Annotated in this window: 25 protein-coding genes; 8 read left to right on the plus strand and 17 right to left on the minus strand. The window is 72.2% G+C overall.

The genetic code is table 11. The annotated features are described in order from the left end of the window. Nucleotides 1-19: 19 nt before the first annotated feature. The 4 genes from OG379_RS07920 to infC form a co-directional block, all read right to left on the minus strand. Nucleotides 20-856 carry an RNA methyltransferase gene (locus OG379_RS07920; RefSeq protein ID WP_104790307.1) on the minus strand — a complete coding sequence of 279 codons (837 nt, stop codon included), beginning with the start codon at nt 854-856 and terminating at the stop codon, nt 20-22. Nucleotides 857-1018: 162 nt separating this feature from the next. After that, nucleotides 1019-1402: a 50S ribosomal protein L20 gene (gene rplT, locus OG379_RS07925; protein WP_003970214.1), complete on the minus strand. Its 384-nt coding sequence runs from the start codon at nt 1400-1402 to the stop codon at nt 1019-1021. A 114-nt stretch (nt 1403-1516) separates the two neighbouring features. Further along, the gene (rpmI, locus tag OG379_RS07930) at nt 1517-1711 is read right to left on the minus strand and encodes a 50S ribosomal protein L35 (RefSeq protein ID WP_099176763.1); all 195 of its coding nucleotides are present in this window, start codon (nt 1709-1711) and stop codon (nt 1517-1519) included. Nucleotides 1712-1831: 120 nt separating this feature from the next. Then, the gene (infC, locus tag OG379_RS07935) at nt 1832-2554 is read right to left on the minus strand and encodes a translation initiation factor IF-3 (protein WP_393758413.1); all 723 of its coding nucleotides are present in this window, start codon (nt 2552-2554) and stop codon (nt 1832-1834) included. Between the two features lie 329 nt (nt 2555-2883). Between infC and OG379_RS07940 the strand changes: the two genes are divergently transcribed. After that, on the plus strand, nt 2884-3249 hold the full coding sequence (locus OG379_RS07940) for a DUF1844 domain-containing protein (RefSeq protein ID WP_031097477.1): 366 nt from the start codon (nt 2884-2886) through the stop codon (nt 3247-3249). 55 nt (nt 3250-3304) lie between these two features. Here OG379_RS07940 and OG379_RS07945 read toward each other — a convergent pair whose 3' ends face one another. Next, a complete protein-coding gene (locus OG379_RS07945) occupies nt 3305-4033 on the minus strand; it encodes an SseB family protein (RefSeq protein WP_405660708.1) in 729 nt (242 codons plus the stop codon). A gap of 86 nt (nt 4034-4119) precedes the next feature. Here OG379_RS07945 and OG379_RS07950 point away from each other — a divergent pair, with 86 nt between their 5' ends. After that, entirely contained in the window at nt 4120-5013 is an 894-nt protein-coding gene (locus OG379_RS07950) for a serine hydrolase (RefSeq protein ID WP_405660711.1), read from the plus strand. Nucleotides 5014-5024: 11 nt separating this feature from the next. Here OG379_RS07950 and mycP read toward each other — a convergent pair whose 3' ends face one another. Beyond that, nucleotides 5025-6251 carry a type VII secretion-associated serine protease mycosin gene (gene mycP, locus OG379_RS07955; protein ID WP_405660714.1) on the minus strand — a complete coding sequence of 409 codons (1227 nt, stop codon included), beginning with the start codon at nt 6249-6251 and terminating at the stop codon, nt 5025-5027. Continuing rightward, complete coding sequence (locus OG379_RS07960; RefSeq protein WP_405668431.1) at nt 6248-7111, minus strand: hypothetical protein; 864 nt, start codon at nt 7109-7111, stop codon at nt 6248-6250. Before OG379_RS07960 ends, mycP begins: the two co-directional genes overlap by 4 nt. Before the next feature lie 510 nt (nt 7112-7621). Here OG379_RS07960 and OG379_RS07965 point away from each other — a divergent pair. Next, nucleotides 7622-8824, plus strand: a complete 1203-nt coding sequence (locus OG379_RS07965; protein ID WP_405660716.1) for an amino acid deaminase/aldolase — start codon at nt 7622-7624, stop codon at nt 8822-8824. A gap of 8 nt (nt 8825-8832) precedes the next feature. On the opposite strand, the gene OG379_RS07970 is transcribed toward OG379_RS07965, so the two are convergent. From OG379_RS07970 to OG379_RS07985, 4 genes are read right to left on the minus strand one after another with little or no spacing between them, the layout of a single operon-like run. Beyond that, nucleotides 8833-9747, minus strand: coding sequence for a DUF2510 domain-containing protein (locus tag OG379_RS07970; protein ID WP_405660718.1), 915 nt, complete (start codon nt 9745-9747; stop codon nt 8833-8835). A gap of 18 nt (nt 9748-9765) precedes the next feature. Continuing rightward, the gene (locus tag OG379_RS07975) at nt 9766-10557 is read right to left on the minus strand and encodes a 3-oxoacyl-ACP reductase (protein ID WP_393758201.1); all 792 of its coding nucleotides are present in this window, start codon (nt 10555-10557) and stop codon (nt 9766-9768) included. A gap of 6 nt (nt 10558-10563) precedes the next feature. After that, nucleotides 10564-11928 carry an aldehyde dehydrogenase family protein gene (locus tag OG379_RS07980; protein ID WP_405660720.1) on the minus strand — a complete coding sequence of 455 codons (1365 nt, stop codon included), beginning with the start codon at nt 11926-11928 and terminating at the stop codon, nt 10564-10566. 8 nt (nt 11929-11936) lie between these two features. After that, nucleotides 11937-13298 (minus strand): glutamine synthetase family protein, encoded by a 1362-nt coding sequence (locus tag OG379_RS07985; protein ID WP_405660722.1) that lies wholly within the window; start codon nt 13296-13298, stop codon nt 11937-11939. A gap of 38 nt (nt 13299-13336) precedes the next feature. On the opposite strand from OG379_RS07985, the gene OG379_RS07990 reads away from it, so the two are divergent. Both OG379_RS07990 and OG379_RS07995 read left to right on the plus strand, forming a co-directional pair. After that, nucleotides 13337-14110: a FadR/GntR family transcriptional regulator gene (locus OG379_RS07990; RefSeq protein ID WP_405660724.1), complete on the plus strand. Its 774-nt coding sequence runs from the start codon at nt 13337-13339 to the stop codon at nt 14108-14110. A 112-nt stretch (nt 14111-14222) separates the two neighbouring features. After that, complete coding sequence (locus tag OG379_RS07995; protein ID WP_405660726.1) at nt 14223-14936, plus strand: gamma-glutamyl-gamma-aminobutyrate hydrolase family protein; 714 nt, start codon at nt 14223-14225, stop codon at nt 14934-14936. 31 nt (nt 14937-14967) lie between these two features. On the opposite strand, the gene OG379_RS08000 is transcribed toward OG379_RS07995, so the two are convergent. Continuing rightward, nucleotides 14968-15903: a LysR family transcriptional regulator gene (locus OG379_RS08000; RefSeq protein WP_405660728.1), complete on the minus strand. Its 936-nt coding sequence runs from the start codon at nt 15901-15903 to the stop codon at nt 14968-14970. 70 nt (nt 15904-15973) lie between these two features. On the opposite strand from OG379_RS08000, the gene OG379_RS08005 reads away from it, so the two are divergent. Then, entirely contained in the window at nt 15974-17128 is a 1155-nt protein-coding gene (locus OG379_RS08005; protein ID WP_405660730.1) for a TDT family transporter, read from the plus strand. On the opposite strand, the gene OG379_RS08010 is transcribed toward OG379_RS08005, so the two are convergent. From OG379_RS08010 to OG379_RS08025, 4 genes are all read right to left on the minus strand, one after another. Then, nucleotides 17067-17771: a helical backbone metal receptor gene (locus OG379_RS08010; RefSeq protein ID WP_405660733.1), complete on the minus strand. Its 705-nt coding sequence runs from the start codon at nt 17769-17771 to the stop codon at nt 17067-17069. The two genes, OG379_RS08005 and OG379_RS08010, sit on opposite strands and share 62 nt — an antisense overlap. A gap of 13 nt (nt 17772-17784) precedes the next feature. After that, on the minus strand, nt 17785-18330 hold the full coding sequence (locus tag OG379_RS08015) for a helix-turn-helix domain-containing protein (RefSeq protein WP_393758185.1): 546 nt from the start codon (nt 18328-18330) through the stop codon (nt 17785-17787). Nucleotides 18331-18517: 187 nt separating this feature from the next. Beyond that, complete coding sequence (locus OG379_RS08020) at nt 18518-21145, minus strand: ABC transporter permease/substrate binding protein (RefSeq protein ID WP_405660735.1); 2628 nt, start codon at nt 21143-21145, stop codon at nt 18518-18520. After that, nucleotides 21138-22241 (minus strand): glycine betaine/L-proline ABC transporter ATP-binding protein, encoded by a 1104-nt coding sequence (locus tag OG379_RS08025; RefSeq protein WP_405660737.1) that lies wholly within the window; start codon nt 22239-22241, stop codon nt 21138-21140. Before OG379_RS08025 ends, OG379_RS08020 begins: the two co-directional genes overlap by 8 nt. Before the next feature lie 264 nt (nt 22242-22505). Between OG379_RS08025 and OG379_RS08030 the strand changes: the two genes are divergently transcribed. Further along, nucleotides 22506-23414, plus strand: coding sequence for a 5'-3' exonuclease H3TH domain-containing protein (locus tag OG379_RS08030; RefSeq protein WP_405668433.1), 909 nt, complete (start codon nt 22506-22508; stop codon nt 23412-23414). Between the two features lie 83 nt (nt 23415-23497). After that, a complete protein-coding gene (locus OG379_RS08035; protein ID WP_405660740.1) occupies nt 23498-24340 on the plus strand; it encodes a siderophore-interacting protein in 843 nt (280 codons plus the stop codon). A gap of 64 nt (nt 24341-24404) precedes the next feature. Here the strand turns inward: OG379_RS08035 and OG379_RS08040 are convergent, their stop codons facing one another. Continuing rightward, nucleotides 24405-25034, minus strand: a complete 630-nt coding sequence (locus OG379_RS08040) for a MerR family transcriptional regulator (protein WP_405660742.1) — start codon at nt 25032-25034, stop codon at nt 24405-24407. Nucleotides 25035-25130: the final 96 nt, after the last annotated feature.

Raw genomic sequence — 25130 nt, forward strand, 5'->3', positions numbered from 1 at the left:
GGCCGGTGGGTCCCGGGGGTCAGCCGGCCCGCCGCGGGCGCTGGGCCCGCGCGGAGGCGTAGAGGCAGACGGCTGCGGCGGTGGCGAGGTTGAGGCTCTCGGCCTTTCCGTGGATCGGGACGCGGACCACTGCGTCGGCGAGGGCGCGGGTCTCCTCGGGGAGGCCCCACGCCTCGTTGCCGAACACCCAGGCGGTGGGCCCGCCCATGGTGCCCGCGTCGAGCTCGTCGTCGAGGTCGTCGCCCGCGCCGTCGGCCGCCAGGATGCGCACACCCGCGTCCCGGAGCCCCTGCACGGCCTGCTCCACGGGCACCCCGACGGCCACCGGCAGATGGAAGAGGGAGCCGACGGAGGCACGGACGGACTTGGGGTTGTAGAGGTCCACGGAGGCGTCGGTGAGCACCACCGCGTCCGCGCCTGCGGCGTCCGCGCAGCGCAGCACCGTGCCCGCGTTACCGGGGTCGCGTACGTGGGCGAGGACGGCGACCAGGGTGGGCTTCGCCGCCAGGATGTCCTCGAAGGGCGAGTCCAGGAACCGGCAGACGCCGATCAGCCCCTGGGGGGTGACGGTCTGCGAGACGTCGGCGAGCACGTCGCCGTCCGCAAGGTGGACGCGGGCGCCGGCTCCGCGCGCGGCGTCGATGATGTCGGCGTACCGGTCGGCCGCCTCGACGGTGGCGAAGAGCTCGGTCAGCGTGGGTTCGCCGTCGGTACCCCGGTGCGCGGCGGCCTCCCGCACGGCCTGTGGCCCCTCGGCGATGAACCTGCGCTCCTTGCCGCGGAAGTTGCGCCTGGCCAGCCGGCGTGCGGCGGCGATTCGCGGTGACCGCGCGGAGATCAGTTCGGGGGTGCCCATGGTCGGCGGCGAGCCTCTCTGCGTAAGTCAGCTTCTCTGCGTACGTTTCTCTGCGTACGGCTGACTACGTACGCGACACGTGCTGCAACGCACCGGACCCGCAGACGGCGCGCGCCTGCGGGTCCGGCTCGAAACGCTGGAACGACGGAAGTACTGCCTGGGTCAGGCGGCCTTCGGGGCGTTGACGTCGCTCGGGAGGGCCTTCTGGGCGACCTCGACGAGGGCGGCGAACGCGTTGGCGTCGTTGACCGCGAGCTCGGCCAGGATCTTGCGGTCCACCTCGATGTTGGCGGCCTTCAGACCCTGGATGAGGCGGTTGTACGTCATGCCGTTCTGGCGGGCGGCCGCGTTGATGCGCTGGATCCAGAGCTGACGGAAGTCGCCCTTGCGCTTCTTGCGGTCGTTGTAGTTGTAGACCAGGGAGTGGGTGACCTGCTCCTTGGCCTTGCGGTACAGGCGCGAACGCTGACCGCGGTAACCGCTGGCGGCCTCGAGGATCGCCCGGCGCTTCTTGTGGGCGTTTACCGCCCGCTTGACGCGTGCCACTTTTAACTCCTTGCAGCGGGGTCAGGTGGTCGAAGGGAGGACTCACCGGACCCGGAAACGAATTGGTCCCGGTCGGATCGAGGTCGCGCCTCCGGGTTCACCGGAGGCTGCGCCTCACTTGCCGAGAAGCTTCTTGACCTTCTTGGCGTCGGCCGGAGCCACGACGACCGTGCCGGTCAGCGAGCGGGTCTTCTTCGAGGACTTGTGCTCGAGCAGGTGGCGCTTGCCGGCCTTCTCGCGCAGCACCTTGCCGGAGCCCGTGATCTTGAAGCGCTTGCTGGCACCGCTGTGCGTCTTGTTCTTCGGCATCGCGCCGTTATCTCCTCGTCAGTGGCGCCCCTCTCGGTGCGGGCACCGGACTGCAGGGGCGTCAGATCTTTGGGTGGTTTCCGAGGGACCCGGGGGCGCCTGGGTGGCGACCCCCGGAGGTCACGCCTCGGAAGGTGTCTCGGCCGGAGCCTCGGCCGCTGCGGCCGGGGCCTCAGCGGTGTCATCGCCCTCGGACTCGGCGTCGGGGGCGAATCCCTGACGCTCCGCCTTGCGGGCGGCCTGGGCCTCGCGGGCTTCGGCCATGGCTTCGGTCTTCTTCTTGTGCGGGCCCAGAACCATGATCATGTTCCGGCCGTCCTGCTTCGGGTTCGACTCGATGAAGCCGAGGTCCTCGACGTCCGAAGCGAGACGCTGGAGCAGCCGGAAGCCCAGCTCGGGGCGGGACTGCTCGCGACCGCGGAACATGATCGTGATCTTGACCTTGTCCCCCTGCTTGAGGAACCGGACGACGTGACCCTTCTTGGTGTCGTAGTCGTGCGGGTCGATCTTCGGCCGGAGCTTCATTTCCTTGATGACCGTGTGCGCCTGGTTCTTGCGCGCCTCACGGGCCTTCATGGCCGACTCGTACTTGAACTTCCCGTAGTCCATGAGCTTGCACACGGGGGGACGGGCTGTCGCCGCCACCTCGACCAGGTCGAGGTCGTACTCCTGTGCGAGCTCCAGGGCCTTGGCAAGCGGGACAATCCCGACCTGCTCGCCGCTGGGACCGACAAGTCGCACCTCGGGAACGCGAATCCGGTCGTTGATGCGGGGCTCGGCGCTGATGGATCCTCCTCGGTAGCACCACGCGACCGCCTGGCGGACAGCCGCGTAACGTCTTATGTATGACCAACCGAGCCGGGAAAACAGAAACGCCCCGGACGGGACACAGGCGGGGCTCCTGGAAATACCGGAACACCGCCGCGTGCTACCGCGGGGCGCAATCGGGCGGCCCCATCGTCCGTACGGAACGATGGCTGCCACCTGACCGGTGACCCGCCGCCCCGGAGGACGGTCAGGTGGGAGATCGGAGCCTCCACTTGTGGGCCGGTCACATAGGTGTCCGGCCGGTCGTTACACAAGGTTAGCAGCTCCCCGGGGATGCGGCTAACCCGCTGTCCGGACGACTCCCGCAGGAGGAGCCGCGCCGACGTGGCCTTATCGTGTGGGGCATGAGCGACGCGACCACCCCCAGCACCGAGAACCCCGGCTTCGACGACATGGCCCGCGACATCGCGGAGGTTCCCGCGGTCGAGGTGATCGTGACCGTCGCCGTCAATCTGATGAGCGCGGCAGCCGTGAAGCTCGGGCTGACCGAGGAGGGCGAGCAGCACAAGGATCTCGACGAGGCCCGCAAGCTGGTCCAGGCCCTGGCCGGGCTGCTCGACGCGAGCGCCACCGAGATCAGCACGTTCCACGCCTCGCCGCTGCGCGACGGCCTGAAGTCGCTCCAGCTGGCCTTCCGTGAGGCCTCGCTCGTGCCGGACGAGCCGGGCCAGGGCCCGGGCGAGAAGTACACCGGTCCCGTCTACGGCTAGTCGCCCCCGCACCTCTCGAGCCCGTCGCCCGTCCCAGGCGGCGGGCTCGCGTGCGTCAGCGGCTGAACAGCGGCTCGCCCGGGGCGTCGGCGTCGGCCGGCAGCAGCGCCAGGTCGATTCCGCGCACCAGCCGGGCGCGGAGCACCTCGCTGGCCGACAGCGCGTCGGCGACCCGGCGGGCGGCGTCGCCGACCACGGCGTCCGGGGAGAGGACGAGGGCGAGGGTGCCGTCGGCCCGGCCGGGACCGAGGTGGGCGCGCAGCACCGCGGGCTCGGCGGCGACCGCGTCCCGCACCGCGGCGACGACGGCCGGGTCGTCGAGCGGGTCCGTGCTGGTGCGGTTCTCCGCCAGAGCGAGCAGCGCCGGGCCGGTCAGCTCGAAGGCGACGGGCCCCGCAAGGTCGAGCACCACGGTGTCCGCCTTCTCGTGCGCGGCCGCCTGCAGCGCCTGGTGCAGGGGTACGGCGACGGGGCGCGCCTGCGGATCCCAGCGGGCCAGCGAGGCGGTGGAGGTGAAGGCGGGCAGGGCGCGCCGGTCCCCGGCCTGCAGGGTCGGCACGGCCATGTCGCTGGTCTTCTCGCGGCGCAGGCCGTTCTCGTCCTCCTCGACCTCGCCGAGTACGGCGACGACCGGCACGAGCAGCCGGGCGCCGCGGAGCGCCGCGAGGACCGGGCCGACCGCCGTCCTGTCGTCGGCCCACGCCGCGAGGGCTGCCGTCAGTTCGGGCGAGGCAGTGCCGTCGTCGTCGGAGAAACCGGGGTCCGGGATGTTCTTGAGCGCCACACGACGAGCGTAGTGGGTCGGCTCTCTCACCTGGGCGACAGGTCGGGCACAGGCTGCTGCCAGCCGGGCTGCCTAGCGTCCGGGCCATGCCCCGTCACAGAACGCGCAGGCCCGCGCTGTCCGGCCTCCTGACCGCCGCCGCCGTGCTGCTCGCCGGTTCCGCCGCGGGAGGCGCGTATCTCGTGGCTCGCTCACCGGATGACGCACACGCGGCCGTGGCCGCCGTATCGTCCGCGTCGAGCCCGTCGGCCACGACGGGCCCGAGCGAGGAGCCCGAGGTGGATCTCGACGCGGAGCTGGCCGAGGCGCTGGCGCCCCTGGCGGACGGCGCCGATGTGTCGGTGGCCGTGCTGGACACGGAGAGCGGCGCGGGTGCCGTCTACGGGGACGGGGCGTACGACGCCGCCAGCATCGTGAAGGTCGACATCCTGGCGGCGCTGCTGCTCAGGGCGCAGGACGAGGACCGGGAGCTGAACGGCGCCGAACAGGCGTACGCGGAGGCCATGATCCGGCGCAGCGACAACACCTCGGCCACCGAACTGCTCAAGGTGATCGGCGGGGAGGAGGCCCTCGACGCGGCCAACGGACGGCTGGGGCTGACCGGGACGGAGGCGGCCCACGCGTGGGGCCTGACCCAGACGACGGCCGCCGACCAGGTGCGGCTGCTGGCGGCGGTGACCGGGACGGATTCGGAGCTGTCGGCGGCCTCGCGGGCGTACATCACGGAGCTGATGGGCCAGGTCGAGGCGGACCAGCGGTGGGGGGTGTCCGCGGCGGGCACCGACGCGGTGCTGAAGAACGGCTGGATGCCCAGGACGACGACCGGGCTGTGGGACGTCAACAGCATCGGGCGGGTGGAGAGCGGCGGGCACACCGTGCTGGTGGCGGTGCTGTCACGCGGGCACGCCACGAAGGAGGCGGGCATCGCTCTCGTGGAGTCCGTCGCGAAGACTGCGGTGGGCGTCACCGGATCGGGGTGAGGCCGGTCTGCTCAGCGGAGGGGGCGGGTGGGAAACGGGTTGTGCCGGGGAGAGGCTGCTCCGCCGACGGCTCCCCTGCCGCGCCACAGCACGACGGCCAGGGCGAGGAGCACGGCTCCGAGGCCGCCCGCCGCGGGTGCCAGCCAGCCCGCGGGATCCCGGTCGCCCCCCTGCGGGGCGGGCCCGGAGCCGAAGTACTCCTTGCGGTAGCCGGCCTTCGCGGACCGGGCGCTGAGCTCGTCGGGGCGCAGCTTCGCCCCCGCCTTGATCGCCGCGGCGGGATCGACCATGCCGTAGCCCCTGGCGTCGTCGCGGCCACCGGAGGGGGCGTCGCCGGCGGTGTCGGTGATCAGGGTCTTGATCTGTGCCGGCGAGAGGCCCGGGTGCGCGGCGCGCACGAGGGCGACGGCCCCGGAGACGAACGCCGACGCGGCGGAGGTGCCCCACTCGATGTAGTAGTGCCGGTCGGGGTTGGCCACGACGATGTCGACCCCGGGCGCGCTGACGGTGGCGTACCAGCGGCGGGTGGAGAACGCCGCGTGCGTGCCGTACTCGTCCACGGCCGCTGCGGCGATCACACCGGGGTAGGCGGCGGGGTAGGAGATCCGGTCGCCCTTCTCCCCGCTGTTCCCGGCGGAGGCGACGACGGAGACACCCTTGCCGAGGGCGTACTGCACGGCGGCGTCCTCGCCGGGCTCCGGGTGGGCCGACTCGCTGTCGTCGCCGAGGGAGAGGTTGATGACGTCGGCGCCGTGGTCGGCCGCCCAGCGGATGCCGTCGGCGAGCGCGGTTCCGCGTGACTCGCGGGCCTTGGCGCGCGACGGGTCGCCGGATTCGAGGATCACCCGCACGGGAAGGATCTTCACTTCCGGGGCGACACCGAGCACGCCGTCCCCCCGGCCGGGGCCGTTCCCGCGGCCCGCGATGATGCCGGCCATGGCGGTGCCGTGGAGGGCCCAGGAGCGGTCGCCGCGTTCGGCCCCGAAGCCGATGAGGTCCTTGCCCGGAAGCACCTGCCCGGCGAGGTCGGGGTGGTCGTCGTCGACCCCGGTGTCGAGGACCGCGACCGTCATGCCCTTGCCCTTGGTGGTCGCCCACGCCGTCCGCGTGTGGAGGGCCTCCAGGCCCCACTGCTGGTCGCGGATGGCGTCCGCCTGGGCGGGCACGGCGGGCAGCAGTGCGAAAGCGGTGGCCGTGGCCACGGCGGCGAGCGCCCGCAGCCGGCGGGTACGGGTCATTCCGGCTGCTCCGTGAGGTCGGTGACGGTCCTGCGCAGGGTGCGCTCGACCCGGTCGGCGACGCCCTCCGCCTCGTGGCCGAGCCCTGCCTGGGCCGGGGCGGTCGTGGCGTCGGAGGCCATGGCCGCGGCGGCGGGCTGCGGCTCGGTGACCGGGCGCCCGTCGGCGAAGCCGGAGACGGCGAACACGACGGCGGGCAGCTCGGTCAGGACGTGGACCGTCCAGCTGGCGCGCTGCCGGTCGCCGAAGCCCGCGGCGACGGTGCCCTTGACCGGGTAGGTGCGGGGCATCAGGTCGGAGCGGTCGGCGAGGCGCTGTGTGGTGAACCGGGTGTCGAGCGCGCTCATGGCGTCGGTGTCGCCCTCGGTGAAGACGATGCCGACGGTGGTGACGCTGCTGCGCGTGGCGTCGGTGTAGGTGGCGCGCACCAGGCGTTCGCAGCCGACGGGGCGGAGCGTCCGGAGCAGCAGCGGGTCCAGGCCCGCCGCGCAGCCGCTGTCGCTCGCGACGGCGACCCTGGTCCAGACGCGGTCGGTGGCTCCGGGGCCCGCGCCGTCTCCCTTGAGGGTGGCCGGGAAGAGGGTGTCGACGGGCACGCTGTGCCAGGCCGAGCGGCCCACGGAGTACGCGCTCCCGGCGCCGGGTTCGGCGGCGGAGTCGCCGGTGAGCCAACTGCCGGTGACCGCGCCGCCGATGAGCCCGAGGCCCAGCACGGCGCAGACCGCGGCCGCCGCGGTCCTGACGGGCTTCCTGGCCTTGACCGGGCGAAGCCGGGTGGTGGTCTCGGCGGGCGTCTCGGCGTACGCGTAATAGGCGCCGGGCGGGGCCGGGGTGGCGCCGGGGCGCGGGGTGAGGTCCACGGCGCCGACGGGCCTGCGCCTGGTGGCGGGGGGCGGTTGCGGTGGCGGCGGGCCGGGGTGGGCGGGCGGGACGGGGCGGAGCCGGGCGGTCGTCTCCACCGGGGGCAGGGGTGCGCCGCCGGGCACGGGCGGTGCGGATCCGGTGCGCGGGACCGGCGGCACGGGCTCGGCACGCGGGGCCGCGGGGGCGGGGAGCGCGGGGGCGCTGCCGGGGGCAGGAGGTGCGGGCTCCGGAGGGACCGGCGGCACGGCTGGGGTGCCGGGTACGGGCGGAGGGGTGGTCGGGCGGGGCGGCACTGGAGCGCGCTGCGCCTCGGTACTCATCCGTCCCCCTGGTCCACGTCCCCGCACCGCCCACGGACCGCCGTTGCGCACGGGCCCGTCGGTCGATCGTGTGACGGTCACTCTACGGGGTGGACGGCGCCCCGTGGGAACGGGACGGAGCGTGCGGGACGATCTGCACCGAACGTCCCCTACCCAGTGGTACGGCCGTCTGGCAAGCTGCGGGCCATGACTGCCCGCACCGCTGACCGGAGCCGCTACAACCGGGCCACCGCCCATCTCGACGCCCCGTTGGCCGTCGTCGACCTCGAGGCCTTCGACGCCAACGCCGACGACCTGGTGCGCCGTGCGGCCGGCAAGCCCATCCGGGTGGCGAGCAAGTCGGTACGCTGCCGAGCCCTTCTGGAGCGGGTGCTCGCGCGTCCCGGCTTCGCGGGGATCATGTCGTTCACGCTCGCGGAGTCGCTGTGGCTGGCCCGCGCCGGTTTCGACGACGTACTGCTGGCCTATCCGTCGGCCGACCGGTCCGCGTACGCCGAACTGGCGGCCGATCCGAAGCTCGCGGCGGCCGTGACGGTGATGGTGGACGATCACGCGCAGCTGGAGCTGATCGACGCGGCGCGGGCGGGCGGCACCGAGGAGATCCGGGTCTGTCTGGAGCTGGACACCTCACTGCGGCTGCTCGGCGGCCGGGTCAGGATCGGCGCGCTGCGCTCCCCTCTCCGCTCCCCCGCCCAACTGGCCGAGCTGGCCCGCTCGGTGGATCGCAGGCCCGGCTTCCGTCTGGTGGGCCTGATGGCGTACGAGGGTCACGTCGCCGGGGTGGGCGACTCGATCGCCGGCCGGCCGCTGCGTTCCCGCGCGGTCCGGCTGATGCAGTCGGCGGCCCGCAAGGAGCTGGCGGCCCGCCGCGCGGAGGTCGTGCGGGCGGTCCGCGCGGTGGCACCCGGCCTGGAGTTCGTGAACGGCGGCGGCACCGGCAGCGTGCAGCACACAGCCGCCGAGTCCGCGGTGACGGAGATCGCGGCGGGTTCCGGTCTCTACGTGCCGAGGCTGTTCGACAACTACACGTCGTTCAGGGGCCGTCCGGCGGCCCTGTTCGCGCAGCCCGTGGTGCGGCGGCCGGGCGTGGGCGTGGTGACGGTGCTCGGCGGCGGCTACCCGGCGTCCGGGGCGGCGGGCGCGGACCGGCTGCCGGTGCCTTATCTGCCCGAGGGCCTGCGCTACGACCCGCAGGAGGGCCCCGGCGAGGTCCAGACTCCGCTGCTAGGCGCCCCGGCGGACGATCTGCTGATCGGCGACAAGGTGTGGTTCCGGCACGCGAAGGCGGGCGAGCTGTGCGAGCGCTTCGACGAACTGCGGCTGATCGAGGGCGACCGGATCACGGCCACCGTGCCGACGTACCGCGGTGAGGGCCGGACGTTCCTGTAGTACCCCGCTCAGGGCCCGACGGTGCTGCCCACGCCGCCGCCGGTGGAGTCGCCGATCGGGCGGATGCCCCGGGTGATGGTGTCCATGAGGGAGAGCGGCAGGTCCTCCCGGCCCGCGTCGAACGCGAAGCGCACGATGACCGGCGTCTCGCTGCCCACCGCGGAGGGGAAGACGAGGGACTGCACGTAGCCGCCGGGGCCCTTGCCCGTGGTGACCTGGCGGCGCACCAGATATCCGGTGCGTCCCGCCACGGTCACGGACTTGGACGCCAGGTCCTTGTGGGACCTGATGCCCCCGTGGATGCGGTCGCCGAAGGTGTCCTTGCCGTAGGCGCGGTCGGCCGCCGTCCCGATGTCCTCCTCGGCCAGCGCCTTCATGGCCGTGAGGTCGGTGCCGCCGGCCGTCCGGACCGTGACGGTGCCGTGGTAGCAGAAGCTGCCCGAGTCGCCGGGGCAGGTGTAGGAGCCGACCGTACGCATCGTGGAGGCGTCGTCGAGGGTGTTCTCCGGCTTCTCCCAGCCGTCGGGAACCGGGAGTGTGACCCCGTTGAGCTGGTCGACCAGCACCGCGGGGTCGTCCTCCGGGCCCTCGGCGGGCGTCGGGCCGGGCGCGCTCGCGCTGTCCGTGGCGGTGGGGGGCGCACCGGTGCTGGGCGAGGACGTCGGCTGCGTACCGCCCCCGTCCTCACCCAGCACCAGGAAGCCGGTGACGGCGGCGGCGACAACGAGCAGGCCTGCCGCGGTCATGGCCACGGTCCGGGCGGTGGTGCCGGCTCCCCGGGGCGCGGCCTGTGGCCGGAGCCCGACCGGCTGCGTGACGGCGGTCGAGCGGGTGTACCCGGTCCAGGCCGTGCCGTCCCACCACCGCTCGGTGCCGGGCACGTTCACGTCCGGGTACCAGCCGGGCGGAGTCGCGTTGCTCATGCCGCCACCCTAGAAGCGTCAGTCGAGGGGGGTCACGTACGCCCCCGAGATTCCGCCGTCGACGAGGAAGTCGGTGGCGTTGACGAACGAGGAGTCGTCGCTCGCCAGGAAGGCGACGGCCGCCGCGATCTCCGTGGCCTCGGCGAACCGGCCGAGGGGAATGTGGACGAGCCTGCGGGCGGCACGCTCCGGGTCGGTGGCGAACAGCTCCTGGAGCAGGGGGGTGTTGACCGGGCCGGGGCACAGGGCGTTGACCCGGATCCCCTCGCGGGCGAACTGCACCCCGAGTTCGCGGGACAGGGCGAGGACGCCGCCCTTGGACGCGGTGTACGAGATCTGGGAGGTCGCCGCGCCCATCCGGGCCACGAAGGACGCGGTGTTGATGATCGAGCCGCGGCCCTGGCGCCTCATATAGGGGAGGGCGGCCTTGCAGCAGAGGTAGACGGAGGTGAGGTTGACGTCCTGGACGCGTTTCCAGGCCTCGAGACCGGTGGTGAGGATCGAGTCGTCGTCGGGCGGCGAGATGCCCGCGTTGTTGAAGGCGATGTCGACGGAGCCGTAGGTGTCGTCCGCCGCGGCGAAGAGCGCCTCGACCTGGTCGGGGTCGGTGACGTCGACGCGTACGAAGGTGCCTCCCGCCTCCTTCGCGGCGGCCTTGCCCGCGCTCTCGTCGATGTCGCCGCAGACGACGTGCGCCCCTTCCGACGCCAGCCGGCGGGCGGTGGCGAGGCCGATGCCGCTGCCCGCCCCGGTGATGACGGCGGTGCGGCCGGTCAGGCGGCGGCAGATGTTCCCCGTATCGGTGGTCATGTGTGGTCAGGCCTCCGTGCCGATGAAGACGTTCTTGGTTTCGGTGAAGGCCGCGAGGGCGTCGGGCCCCAGTTCACGGCCGAGCCCGGACTGTTTGTACCCGCCGAACGGGGTCCAGTAGCGGACCGCGGAGTGGGAGTTGACGGAGAGGTTCCCGGCCCGGACCGCCTGGGAGACCCGCAGGGCGCGGCCCACGTCGCGGGTCCAGATGGAGCCGGCCAGGCCGTGTTCGGTGGCGTCGGCCAGCCGGACGGCGTCGTCCTCGTCGTCGAAGCGGAGGACGACGGCGACCGGGCCGAAGACCTCCTCGGTGGCCACGGGAGCGTCGGGGGAGATGCCGGTGAGGACGGTCGGGGGGAACCAGAAGCCGGGGCCGGTGGGCGCGCTGCCCCGGATGCCGTCCGCGTCCTGGGGCACGTACGCGCGGACGCGCTCCAGTTGGGTCCGGGAGATCAGCGGGCCCATCTGCGTCTTCTCGTCCGACGGGTCCCCCACGACCACGGACGCGACGGCCGGGACGAGGAGCTCCAGGAAGCGGTCGTAGGCGGACCGCTGGACCAGGATGCGGGTGCGGGCACAGCAGTCCTGGCCCGCGTTGTCCAGGAAGGACATGGGCGCGGCAGCCGCGGCGGCCTCGATGTCGGCGTCGGCGAAGACGATGTTGGGGCTCTTGCCGCCGAGTTCGAGGGTCAGCCGCTTCACCCGGTCCGCGCACCTGGCCATGATCTGCTTGCCGACACGGGTCGACCCGGTGAAGACGATCTTGGCCACGCCCGGGTGTTCGACGAGCGCGTTGCCCGCCACGTCCCCCGCGCCGGGCAGTACCTGGAAGAGGTGTTCGGGGAGGCCGGCGTCGAGAGCGAGCCGGGCCAGCCGGAGGGCGGTGAGCGGGGTGGTCTCGGCCGGTTTGAGGAGGACGGCGTTGCCGGCGGCGAGGGCGGGGGCGGCGCCCCAGGCCGCGATCGGCATCGGGAAGTTCCACGGGGCGATCACTCCGACGACGCCCAGCGGTTCGAGGAAGGTGAGGTCGATGCCGCCCGGCACGGGGATCTGGCGTCCCGTCAGGCGTTCCACTCCCCCGGCCGCGTAGTCCAGCAGGTCCCGGACGTTGGCGGCCTCCCAGCGCGCGTTGCCCAGGGTGTGGCCGGCTTCGGTGACCTCCAGAAGGGCCAGTTCCTCGGCGTGTTCGTCGACGCGGACGGCGAAGCGGCGCAGCAGGCGGGCGCGGTCGCCGGGTGCCAGGGCGGCCCAGGTGCGCTGGGCGGCCGCGGCCCGTGTGACGGCGGTGTCCACCTCGGCGACGGTGGTGGCGGGGACGGTGGCGACGAGCTCCTCGGTCGCCGGATTCAGGACGCGGTGTTCGTGGTTCACGGGGTGCCTCACAGACGTTCGAAGGAGCGGCGGAGCTCCCAGTCGGTCACCGCTGCGTCGAAGGCCTCCAGTTCGACGCGCGCCATGTTGCGGTAGTGCGCGACGACGTCGTCGCCGAAGGCCTCCCGGGCCACCTCGCTGTCCTCCCAGAGGGCGGCGGCCTCGCGGAGCGTGGTGGGGACCTGGTCGTATCCGGCGGTGTAGGCGTTTCCCTCGCAGGCGTCGGGGAGTTCCAGTTCGTTCTCGATGCCGTGGAGCCCGGCGGCGACGAGGCCGGCGACCGCGAGGTACGGGTTGACGTCCCCGCCGGGCAGCCGGTTCTCGAAGCGCATCGAGCGGCCGTGACCGACGACGCGCAGGGCGCAGGTGCGGTTGTCGTGGCCCCAGGCGACGGCGGTCGGGGCGAAGGAGCCGGGCTGGAACCGCTTGTAGGAGTTGATGTTCGGCGCGTACAGCAGGGAGAAGTCGCGCAGGGCTGCGAGCTGGCCGGCGAGGAAGTGCCGCATCACGGGCGACATCGCGCCGCCCTCGCCCGCCATGACGCTGTGTCCACCGGTGTCCTGGAGCGAGAGGTGGATGTGGCAGGAGTTGCCCTCGCGCTCGTTGAACTTGGCCATGAAGGTGAGCGAGACGCCTTCCTGGGCGGCGATCTCCTTCGAGCCCGTCTTGTAGACGGCGTGCTGGTCGCAGGTGACGAGGGCCTCGTCGTAGCGGAAGACGATCTCGTGCTGGCCGGGGTTGCACTCGCCCTTCGCGGACTCGACGCACAGCCCGGCGGCCGCCATCTCGTTGCGGATGCGGCGCAGCAGCGGTTCGATGCGGCCCGTGCCGAGTACCGAGTAGTCGATGTTGTACTGGTTCGCCGGGGTGAGGCCGCGGTAGTCGCGGTCCCACGCCTCCTCGTAGGTGTCCTTGAAGACGATGAACTCGAGTTCCGTGCCGACGTGGGCGGTCAGTCCGTGTGCTGCGAGCCGCTCCAGCTGACGCCGGAGGATCTGGCGGGGCGCGGCGACGACCGGCGAGCCGTCTTCCCAGGAGAGGTCGGCCATGACGAGGGCGGTCCCCTCGTGCCAGGGGATCAGGCGCAGGGTCGTGAGGTCGGGGCGCATCGCGAAGTCGCCGTAGCCGTTGGACCAGGAGGACATGGCGAACCCGTCGACGGTGTTCATGTCCGTGTCGACGGCGAGCAGGTAGTTGCAGCCCTCCGTGCCGTGCTCCAGCACCTCGTCGAGGAAGAAGGACGCCGCGAACCGTTTGCCCTGCAGCCTGCCCTGCATGTCGGTGAAGGCGAGGACCACGGTGTCGATCTCACCGCGCTCGACGAGCACGCGCAGCTCGTCGGTCCCCAGCGGGGGTGTTCGGTCTGCCACGGGATGCTCCTCGTTCGGTCAGCCGGAAGGCTTAAGGTATGGGAGAAAACCATTGGGGGGAAGGGAATCGGGACGTGGCGGAAGAGACCGGGGAGCCCGGGTCCTCCGGCCGGCTGCTGCCCGCACTGCGGCCGGTCCGTGCGGGCAACGGTTTCGAGGAGGCCCTGGAGCAGATCCTCCAGGTGGTCCGGCTCGGCCTGGTGCCCGGTGGTGGGCGGCTGCCGGCCGAGCGCGAGCTGGCCGAACTCCTCGGGATCAGCCGCGTCACCCTGCGCGAGGTCCTGAAGGTCCTCCAGGACCAGGGTCTGATCGAGGCCCGGCGCGGCCGGTACGGCGGTACGTTCGTGCGTCACCGCACCGGCCCTGCCGACGGTGACGAGCTGCGCCGCCGGGTGGCGGGCGTGGACCTCGAGGACGTCCTGCTCTTCCGCGAGGTCCTGGAGTCGGGGGCGGCCGGGCTCTGCGCGGCGCGCGGCCTCGACGACGAGGGGGCGGACCGGCTGCGTACGGCTCTGGCGGCGACACACGAGGCACCTCTGCCCGACTACCGCAGGATCGACACCCTTTTCCATCTGACGCTGGCCGAGCTCTCCGGCTCCCCCTCCCTGGCCGCCCGGTACGCGGCGGTGAGGGCGAGCGTCAACGACCTGCTGGACTGCATCCCCCTGCTGGTGCGGAACCTCGAACATTCGCAGCATCAGCACACGGCCCTCGTCGCCGCGGTGCTCGACGGCGACGAGGCGGGCGCGCGGGCGGTGATGCGCGAGCACTGCGCGGGGACCGCCGCACTGCTCCGCGGCTTCCTGGCTTGATCCCGCCCTTCCGGATCACTGCTCTTGCGTGACGGCCCCGCACGAACAAAGGTATGACGCAACACCATTGCACCGGGCCGGCCGGCAGACCGGCCGCCGGAGGGACCGCACCATGCACGAACCGCTCATCGGCGTCACGACCTATCTGGAGCCGGCGGCTCGCTGGGGCGTCTGGGAACTCCCCGCGGCGGTGCTCCCCGCCGCCTACCCCGCGCTGGTCCAGCGCTCCGGCGGACTCGCCGCGCTGCTGCCACCGGACGACCCGGCGAAGGCTGCGGCCGTCGTGGCCCGGGTGGACGGCCTCGTGATCGCGGGCGGCGCCGACGTCGACCCCGGACTGTACGGCGCGGAGCGCGACTTCAGGACAGGTCCGCCGGCCCATGAGCGCGACACCTGGGAAGTGGCCCTGCTCCGCGCGGCGAGGGAGGCCGGCACCCCGGTGCTCGGGATCTGCCGGGGCATGCAGCTGCTCAACGTGGCGCTGGGCGGCACGCTCACCCAGCATCTGGACGGCCACGCGGGCCCGTTCGGCAAGGCCGGGGTCCTCGGCGAGCACCCGGTGACGCCGGTCCCGGGGACGCTGTACGCCTCGCTCGTGCCCGAGGAAACTTCCGTACCCACGTACCACCACCAGGCCGTGGACCGGCTCGCGCCGGGTTTGGTCGCCTCCGCCCACGCGGCGGACGGCACCGTGGAGGCGGTCGAACTGCCGGGGGACCGGTGGGTGCTCGGGGTCCAGTGGCACCCGGAGATGGGCGACGACCTGCGGATCATGCGGGCGCTGGTGGAAGCAGCCAGGGCGGCGGCGGCCGTACCTTCCGCCTGAGGCCCGCCACCCGACGGGCGCCCCGGGGGCGTCAGCGCTCCCGGGCCTCGCGGGCGGTCAGGGACAGCAGATCGCGCGCCGGCCCGGTGGGCCGGTGGCCGGCGGGCCAGACCGCGCGCAGCTGACGGCGCAGCCGTACGCCCTCGACCGGAACCTTGACCAGGCGCCGTGCGGAGAGCTCCTCGCCCAGCGCGAGTTCGCTCAGTACGCAGGGGCCGGCCCCGCTCTCCGCGGCCCCCTTCACCGCCGTGGTCGAGGAGAGCTCCAGCAGGGGGCGCGCCAGTCCGCCGTGCACCGCCAGTGCGGCGTCCAGGACCTGGCGGGTGCCCGAACCGTGTTCCCGCAGGATCAGGGGCGCCTCGGCGAGTTCCCCCGGGGTCAGCCGGGCCCGGCGCGCCCAGGGGTGGGAGGGGGCGACCACGACGACGAGCCGGTCGTGCGCGATGACGGTGCCGTCGAGTCCTTCCGGTATCGAGAGCCCCTCGACGAAGCCCAGATCAGCCTCACCGGACAGCAGGCGCAGGGCGACCGCCGCGGAGTTGCCCGCGAGCAGGGACACCGCGGTGTCCGGACGTTCGGCCCGCAGCGCGATCAGCCAGCCGGGCAGCAGGTACTCCGCGATGGTCATGCTCGCGGCGACCCGCAGCCGGGAGTCGCGCCGGTCCCGCAGCGCCTGGGCTCCCGCGTCGAACGCCTCGGCAGCCTCGACGACCCTGCGCGCCCAGTCGGTGACGAGGGCGCCCGCGTCCGTCAGCCGGGAGCCGCGCGGTGAGCGGTCCAGGAGCGCCACGCCCAGCTGCCGCTCCATCGACCGGATGCGCCCGGAGGCGGCGGGCTGGCTGATGCCGACGTCCCGCGCCGCCCTGCCCAGGCTCCCGTGCCGCGCGACGGCGAGCAGCAGCACCATGGCTCCCAGGTCGGGGACCCGGTGGGGCAGGGAGGAGGGCGTGGACCGAGGACTGGACATAAGCCCAGCCTATGACCTCATAGCCCCGCGCTCCCTGGTGGGCACCGGTCCGCCCGGCGAGAATCGTGGCATGGCCATCTTTCCGCAGACCAAGACCGGGACGCCCTCCTCCCGAACCGTCGCCCCCCGGCTCCCGGCCCTGCGGCACCTCGGCCCCAACTGGTACGCGACGGTGATGGGGACCGCCATCGTCGCGACGGCGGGCGCGGCGCTGCCCGTGGACGTGCCGGGTCTGCGGACCGTCTGCGTCGTGGTGTGGGCTCTGTCCGCCGTGGCACTGGCCGTCGTGCTGGCCGCCCGTGCCGGGCACTGGATCCTGCACCGGGACCAGGCCCGCGCCCACCTCCTGGATCCCGCCGTCGCCCCGTTCCACGGCTGTCTGTCCATGGCGCTGCTCGCCGTCGGCGCCGGCACCCTCGTGGTGGGCCAGGACGTCATCGGTCATCCCGCCGCCCTCGCCGTGGACGTGCTGCTGTTCACGGCGGGCACGGTCGCGGGCCTCGCCGCCGCCGTGGCGATCCCGTACCTCATGGTCGTACGCCACCGTCCTGCCCCGGGCACCGCGTCGCCGGTCTGGCTCCTGCCTCTGGTGGCCCCGATGGTCTCCGCCGCGGTGGGACCGCTGCTGGTGCCCGAGCTGGCCCCCGGTCAGGCGCGGGAGGCGCTCCTGCTGGCCTGTTACGCGATGTTCGGGCTGTCGCTGCTGGCGACCCTGGTGGTCGTCCCGCTGGTCTTCGCTCGGCTGGTCCACCAGGGCCCGCCGGCACTGGCGCTGACCCCGACGCTGTTCCTGGTGCTCGGGCCGCTCGGCCAGTCCACGACCGCCGTCAACCAGCTGGCCGACGTGGCACCGGGCGCGATCGCGGCGCCGTACGCCTCCGCGTTCGGCGCGTTCGCCGTCCTGTACGGGGTGCCGGTGATGGGGTTCGCCCTGCTGTGGCTGGCCCTGTCCGTCGCGCTGGTGGTGCGCGCGATGCGGCGCGGCATGCGGTTCACGATGACGTGGTGGGGGTTCACCTTCCCGGTCGGCACGTGTGTCACCGGCGCGGCGGGGCTGGCCCGGCACACCGGGCTGGACGCGTTCACCTGGCTGGCCGTGGCGCTCTACGCGCTGCTGGTGACCGCCTGGGCGGTCGCCGGCGCCCGGACACTGGGCGGGCTCTTCAGCGGAGCGCTGCTCGCAGCGCCCCGGCCGCTTCGGCCAGTGACGGTCCGTACCACGTGAGGTGACGCCCGTCGACGAGCACGGCGGGCAGGCCGGGGAAGGCCTCGGGCCCGTCGGCGGCGGTGAAGCGGTACGGCTCGTCGGGCAGTACGACCAGCTCGGCACCGGACGCGTTCAGCTCGGCCAGGGGGATGCGGGGGTAGCGGTCCTGGTGGCCGGCGTACACGTTCCGTACCCCGAGGCGGGCCAGCAGGTCGCCGGCGAAGGTGTCGCGGCCCAGCACCATCCAGGGCCTGCGCCAGACCGGCACGATCGCGGGGCGCGGGGTGGGAGCGGGCGGCAGCGCCGCCCAGGCGGTCCGGGACTCCTCCAGCCAGTGCGGCCGGGGCAGGCCGCAGGCGGTGAGGACCCGTTCCAGTTCGGCGAAGGCCTGGTCGAGGGTGCGCACCTCGGTGACCAGGACGTTCAGCCCGGCCTCTCTCAGGGCGGTCAGGTCCGCTTCCCGGTTCTCCTCCTCGTTGGCGACGACGAGGTCAGGACGCAGGGCTGCCACGGTGGCGGTGTCGGGGTTCTTCGTGCCGCCGATCCGGGCGGCGGTCAGCCCCGCGGGACGGGTGCACCAGTCGGTGACGCCGACGAGCAGCCCGGGAGCGGTGACGGCGACGGCCTCGGTGAGCGACGGGACCAGGGAGACGACACGCATCGGCACCGCCCCGTCAGCGGCGCGAGTCGTACGTCGCGTCGATGTGCTCGGCGACCGAGACCACCAGCAGCCGGGTGCCCGGCACGGTCGCCCGCCACCGGTGCCGCACCCCGCCGGAGAGGAAGAGGGTGTCGCCCCGGCCCAGCCGGTGGGCCCGGCCCTCGGCCTCGACCTCGACGGCGCCCTCCACGACGTACATCACCTCGTCGTTGCGGTGCTGGAACTCGCGCCCCAGGTCCTGCTCGCCGATGAACTCCAGCGCGCTGAGCTGGTGCCTTCCGCGCACCAGCCTGCGTACGCCGTCCTCGTCACCCGCCCGTACGACGTCCACGGCGCGTGCCGAGTCCGCCGCGGCCCGCAGCCGCTCGGTCGTGGTCTCCAGCGCCTCCGCCACCCGGTGCAGGGAGCGGGGGCTGGGTCTGGCCCGTTCGTTCTCGATCTGGCTGAGGAACGGTACGGACAGGCCGCTGCGCCCGGCCACCGCGGCCAGGGTGAGTCCGAGGCTCCTGCGGCGTCGGCGGACCGCCGCGCCCACTCGAAGGGCTTCCTTGTCGTCCATGTCCGGCTCCCTCCCCGGATCGCCATCCTCCCGGTTGCCAGCACCCTACGCATGTCGTTTGCGCGACGGAGTGCAGACCGGTGGACGGAGAACCTCGGGGAACCCCCTCCGACCAGCCTGAAGGGGACGGCCCCGGTTCGCGACCTGGGCCGTCCCCTTCAGGGTGACGCGTGGGTGGATCCGCGGATCAGCTGCCGACGGGCGCCAGCTTCTCCACCACGTCCGGGTTGGCGTCCATCCAGCGCCGGGCGGACTCCTTCTCCTTGCCGGCGCCGCCCTTCTGGAGCTCCACCTCGAGCGAGGCGAGCTGCGCCTCGGTGAGCTTGAAGTCCTTCAGCCAGCCGGTCAGCTCCGGGAAGTCCTTGGCGAAGTCCTTCTTGGCGACCGTGTGGATCTGCTCGCCCTTGCCCCAGGCACCCTTGGGGTCCTTGAGCTTCTTCAGGTCGTGCTTGCCGTAGGCCCAGTGCGGCGACCACAGGGTCACCACGACCGGCTCCTTCTTCTTGATCGACCGGTTCAGCTCGGCCAGCATCGACGAGGTGCTGGAGGAGACCACCTCGTACTCACCTTCGAGGCCGTACTCCTTGAGCACCTTCTTGTTCAGCGTGCCCATCATGCCGGCGCTCGACTCGATGCCGATGATCTTGCCGTTGAACTTCTTGCCCTGGCCCTTGAGGTCCTCGAGCGAGTCGATGCCCTTGACGTACGACGGAACCGTGAGCTCCAGCGAGGTCGGCCCGTACCAGGAGCCGAGATCGACGAGGTTCTCCTTGTACCGGTCCCAGTAGTCCTTGTGCGTCGTCGGCAGCCAGGAGTCGAACTGGACGTCGAGCTGGCCCTGTGCGAGACCGGTGTAGAGCGGTCCCGGGTCGAGCTGCTTGACCGTCGTCTTGTAGCCGCGGTCCTCCAGCATGTTCTGCCAGAGGTAGGTGCTGGCGATGGCCTCGTCCCACGGGAAGTACCCCATGTTGACGGTCTTGCCGGCATCCTTGCCCTGCTGCGCACCGCCGCCGCCCGGCACCGGGGCCAGCTTGTCGACCAGGCCGGGGTTCTTCTTCAGCCAGGCACGGACGCCGTCCTGCTCCTGGCCCTGGCCGGCGGTCTGGATCTCGTTCTCGAGGCTCGTCAGCTGCTTCTCGGTGAGCTTGAAGTCCTTGAGCCACTTGGAGACGGCGGGAGCCTTCTCGGCGAAGCCCTTGTGGGCGACGGTGTGGACCTCTTCGCCCTTGCCCCAGGCACCCTTCGGGTCCTTGAGCTTCTTCAGGTCGTGCTTGCCGTAGGCCCAGTGCGGCGACCACAGGGTCACCACGACCGGCTCCTTCTTCTTGATGGAGGCATTGAGCTCGGCGAGCATCGAGGAGGTGCTGGAGGAGACGACCTCGTACTCGCCCTCCAGGCCGTACTCCTTGAGCACCTTCTTGTTCAGGGTGCCCATCATCCCGGCGCTGGCCTCGATGCCGATGATCTTGCCGTCGAACTTCTTGCCCTGGCCCTTGAGGTCCTCGAGCGAGTCGATGCCCTTGACGTACGACGGAACCGTCAGCTCCAGCGAGGTCGGCCCGTACCAGGAACCCAGGTCGTCCAGCTGGTCGCTGTACTTGTCCCAGTAGTCCTTGTGCGTGGTCGGCAGCCAGGAGTCCGTCTGGAAGTCGATGTCGCCGCGGGCGACGCCGGAGTAGAGCGGACCGGCGTCGAGCTGGGTGATCCCGGTCTCGTAACCGCGCTGCTCCAGGATCTCCTTCCACAGGAAGGTGGAGGCGATGCCCTCGTCCCAGGGGATGTACCCCATGTTGATCTTCTGGCCCTGGCCGACGTTGCCGCCGTCGGCCGTGGTGGCCTTCGAGTCGCTGGAACCGGCGATGTTGAGGCCGCCCGCGACGAGCGCGAGGACGACGACACCGGTCATCGCGACGGCGGTTCCCGGCTTGTAGTGCGTGAACTTGAGCCGACGCGCACCGGCGGCGACCTTGGCGGCGGCGCGGCGGCCGAGCGGGGAGACCCGCTCGTTGAGCGCGCCGGTCATCCGGTCCAGGTACATGGCGAGGATGACGACGGCGATCCCGCTCTCGGCGGCGAGGCCGACCTGGAGCTGGGTGATGGCCGCGTAGACCTTCTCGCCGAGGCCGCCGGCGCCGGCCATGCCGCCGATGACGACCATCGACAGGGACAGCATGATGACCTGGTTGATCCCGGCCATGATCGTCGGCAGGGCGAGCGGCAGCTGCACCCGGGTGAGGGTGTGCTTGGGTGTGGTGCCGAAGGCCGCGGCGGCCTCGACCAGCTCGCCGTCGACCTGGCGGATGCCCAGCTCGGTCATCCGGACGCCGGGCGGCATCGCGAAGACGATGGTGGCGATCACGCCGGGGGTGACACCGACGCCGAAGAACATGACGCCGGGGATCAGGTAGACGAAGGCGGGCATCGTCTGCATGACGTCGAGCACCGGCCGCAGCGTGGCGCTGACCCTGTTGTTGCGCGCCGCCCAGATACCCGTGGGCACCGCGATGATGATCGTGATGACCGCGGCCACGACGACCAGCGAGAGGGTGGCCATCGCCTCGTCCCAGAGGGCGAGGGAGTCGATGAGCGCGAACCCTACGAAGGTGAGCACGGCGGGTATCACCCCGCGCAGCCAGAACGCGAGAACGGCGAAGATCCCCGCCATCAGCAGCGGCTCACCACCGCTCAGCACGGCGTTGACGCCGTCGTACATCCCGCCCAGCACGGTCTTGATGGCGTCGAAGATCCAGGTGAGGTTCGACTGGAGCCAGTCGACCACGTCCTCGACCCATGCACCGAAGGTGAACCTAGGCACCGGCGATCACCTTCTTGACCTCACGCGGGGCCGGGACCCGGCCGTCGGCCTGGCCGTCGACCTGCGGTTCCTCGCCGAGCGCGGCGAGCAGCCTGCCGCGCGGGACCATGCCTATGACCTTGCCGTCCTCACCGGTGACGGCGACGGCCGCCCCGCTGGTGGAGCAGGGGGTGAAGAGCTCGGCGATGGGCGTCTCGGCGGACACCGTCGCGGGCGCCTCGGCCTTCAGCTCGGCGTCGGAGCTGCCCGCCGCGGGCGCCTCCATGATCGAACCGGCGGTGAGCACCCGGGAGCGGTCGACGTCCTGGATGAAGGACGCGACGTAGTCGTTGGACGGCCGGACGAGGATGTCCTCGGCGGTGCCCTGCTGGACGATCTCGCCGTCCCGCATCACGGCGATACGGTCGCCGAGGCGCATGGCCTCGTTGAGGTCGTGCGTGATGAAGACGATGGTCTTCTTCAGACGCTTCTGCAGTTCGAGGAGCTGGTCCTGCATGTCGCGCCGGATCAGCGGGTCGAGCGCGCTGAAGGACTCGTCCATCAGGAGCAGGTCGGCGTCGGTGGCGAGCGCGCGGGCCAGACCCACACGCTGCTGCATGCCGCCGGACAGCTCGTCGGGCCAGGACTTCTCCCAGCCGGCGAGGCCGGTCATCTCCAGCGCCTCGGCGGCGCGCGCCTCCCGCGCGGCACGCGGGACGCCCTGGACCTCCAGGCCGTACGCGGCGTTCTCGAGCACACTCCTGTGAGGGAAGAGCGCGAAGTGCTGGAAGACCATGCTGATCTTCCTGGAGCGGACGGTGCGCAGGTCACGGGCGCTCAGGGCGGTCAGGTCCTGCCCGTCGAACAGCACACGTCCGGCGGTGGGCTCCAGCAGCCCGTTGAGCATCCGCAGCAATGTGGACTTCCCCGAACCGGAGAGTCCCATGACGACGAAGATCTGGCCAGGTTCCACGGTGAACGAGGCGTCGATCACCGCTGCGGTCGTTCCGTCGGCGCGCAGCTCGTCGCGGTGTGTGCCGCCTTCGAGCTTCTGCACGGCTTGATCGGGTCGTCTGCCGAACACTTTGTACAAGTGCTCAGCTTGCAGCCTTGACACATACACCTCACGCGTTGAACCGAAAACGGTCTGCCACCCCCGTCGGCAGACCGTGGAGCGGTGCGGATTCGGTCCGCAGAGCACGCGCATTCGTTGAAAAATGGACGTGGTCCGCTCCGGTGCCGCGCCTGCCCGCACTTACGCGACCCAAACACGTGTGTGATTCAGATCACTCACAAGAAACCGCTGTCGCGGGAACCGCGCGCTTCACCCGGCCCGGCTGTCGGAGGGGTACGGCATCATCGGGGTGTGACGCGACGCCTGATGCTCCTCGACACCGCCTCCCTCTACTTCCGCGCCTATTTCGGCGTCCCCGACTCGGTGCGCGCACCGGACGGCACCCCGGTCAACGCCGTGCGCGGACTGCTCGACTTCATCGCCAGGCTGGTCCAGGACCACCGGCCGGACGACCTGGTCGCCTGCATGGACGCGGACTGGCGCCCGCAGTGGAGGGTCGACCTGATCCCGACCTACAAGGCGCACCGGGTGGCCGTCGAGACCACCGAGGGCGTCCCCGACGAGGAGGAGGTCCCCGACACCCTCTCCCCGCAGGTCCCGGTGATCGAGGCCGTTCTGGACGCGCTCGGGATCGCCCGGGTGGGCGTCGCGCCGTACGAGGCGGACGACGTGATCGGCACGCTGGCCGGGCGGGCCACCGGCCCCGTGGACATCGTGACCGGGGACCGCGACCTCTATCAGCTGGTCGACGACGCCCGCCGGGTGCGGGTGCTCTATCCACTGAAGGGGGTGGGGACGCTCCAGGTGACGGATGAGGCCTGGCTGCGCGGGAAGTACGGCGTGGACGGCAGCGGATACGTCGACCTGGCCCTGCTGCGCGGCGACCCGAGCGACGGGCTGCCCGGGGTCCCCGGCATCGGCGAGAAGACGGCGGCGAAGCTGCTGGACGCCTTCGGCGACCTGGCCGGCATCATGGCCGCGGTGGACGATCCCGCGGCCCGGCTCACCCCGTCCCAGCGCAAGCGGCTCGACGAGGCCCGCGACTACGTGGCGGTGGCCCCGAAGGTCGTCCGTGTCGCCGATGACGTGCCGCTGCCCGATTTCACCCCCGCGCTCCCCCGCGAGCCGCGCGATCCCGCGGCGTTGGAGGCCCTCGCGACCCGATGGGGCCTCGGAAACGCGCTGCAGCGCCTGCTCCTCACACTCCAGGCATGAAGGTGCTAGCTTAGGTAAGCCTAAGTACGTAGAACCTCACATGGGCCCGTCCCACATCCGGGTCCAGAGCTAGGGAGCACTCCGTGGCAGAGCGGCCGCAACGCCGGACACCGAAGGCGCAGGGGGCGCAGGTCCTGCGCACCGAGCAGATCACCCCGCACATGGTGCGCGTGATTCTCGGCGGCGACGGCCTGGCCGGCTTCACCCTCGCCGGGTACACCGACCACTACATCAAGCTGTGCTTCGCCCCGGAGGGCGCGGACTACAGCCACCCCTTCGACATGGCCAGGATCCGCGAGGAGTACCCGCGCGAGCTGTGGCCCACCACCCGGACGTACACCGTGCGCTCCTGGGACCCCGACGCCCGCGAGCTCGCCGTCGATTTCGTGGTGCACGGCGACGAGGGCCTGGCGGGCCCCTGGGCGGCGCGCGCCCAGCCCGGCGACCAGGTGACCTTCCTGGGCCCCGGCGGCGGTTACGTCCCGGAGGCCTCGGCCGACTGGCACCTGCTGGTGGGCGACGAGAGTGCCCTGCCCGCGATCGCCGCGTCCCTGGAGCACCTGCCCGAGGGCGCGGTGGCGCATGCCTTCGTGGAGGTACCCGACGCCTCGGAGGAGCAGAAGCTCGTGGAGCCGGAAGGCGTCTCGGTGACCTGGCTGCACCGCGGCGACCGCCCGGTCGGCGAGGCTCTCGTCGCGGCGGTGAGGGGGCTGGAGTTCCCCGAGGGTGAGGTACAGGCCTTCGTCCACGGCGAGGCGGGCTTCGTGAAGGAGATCCGGCGCCACCTCCGACTGGAGCGCGGCATCCCGCTCCAGCAGCTGTCGATCTCGGGCTACTGGCGTCTCGGCCAGAACGACGACGCGTGGCGCGCGGTCAAGCGCGAGTGGAACGAGCAGGTGGAGCGCGAGCAGGAGAGCGCCGGGTAATCCTCCCCGCCCGCCCCGTGACCCGGTCGCCGTCCAGGACGGTGACCGGGTTTCGCGTGTGCCCTCACTCCCCGCCCCCCTGCTCCGCTCCGCCCTCGTAGGCCCGGGCGGAGGCGTCCACGTGGGCGAGCCGCCTGAGGGCGCCGAACATGGCCTCGCCGAGCACCGTGCCGACCACCACGCTCTCCACCAGGTCCTCGCGCGCCACCCGTCGCCGGACGTAGTCGAGATCCGCGTGGGCAATGGGCTCGGCCGCGTCCGCGTAGACGTCGAGCAGTTCGACGAATCCGCCGTGCCCCGCCCGGTGAAGGGCCGCCAGCACGCCCGCCAGTGACCGTCCGGCCGGGCTGTCCGCACGCACGAACCAGCCGCGCCGCGCCAGCAGCGCGGCGACCTCCTCGCGGGCCTCGGCCGACTCCGGCCCCTCCTCCTCGGATCCCTCGGACTCCTCGGGCCCCTCGGGCGTGATGCGCCTGGCCGCCGCGCCGAGCACCTTGTGCACCGGCTGCCCTGGATCGTCGACGGCTTCCAAAACTTCCGCGATGGCGGACAGCGACAGCCCTCCGACGTCCAGGAGGGCGCGGATCAGCCGCAGCCTGCGCTCGTGCCCGTCGTCGTATCGCGCCTGGTTGGGGCTGGTCAGAACACCGGCGGGCAGCAGCCCCTCGCGTACGTAGTACTTGATCGTCGGCACCGGGACCCCGGACCTGCGACTCAATTCGCCGATGCGCACTGTGTGTTCACCCTCCAGGAGGTTGCCAAGCCGACCCCCATCATAGATAGTCCCCCT

This window comes from Streptomyces sp. NBC_01166, from assembly GCF_045039765.1.
Classification (GTDB): Bacteria; Actinomycetota; Actinomycetes; order Streptomycetales; family Streptomycetaceae; genus Streptomyces.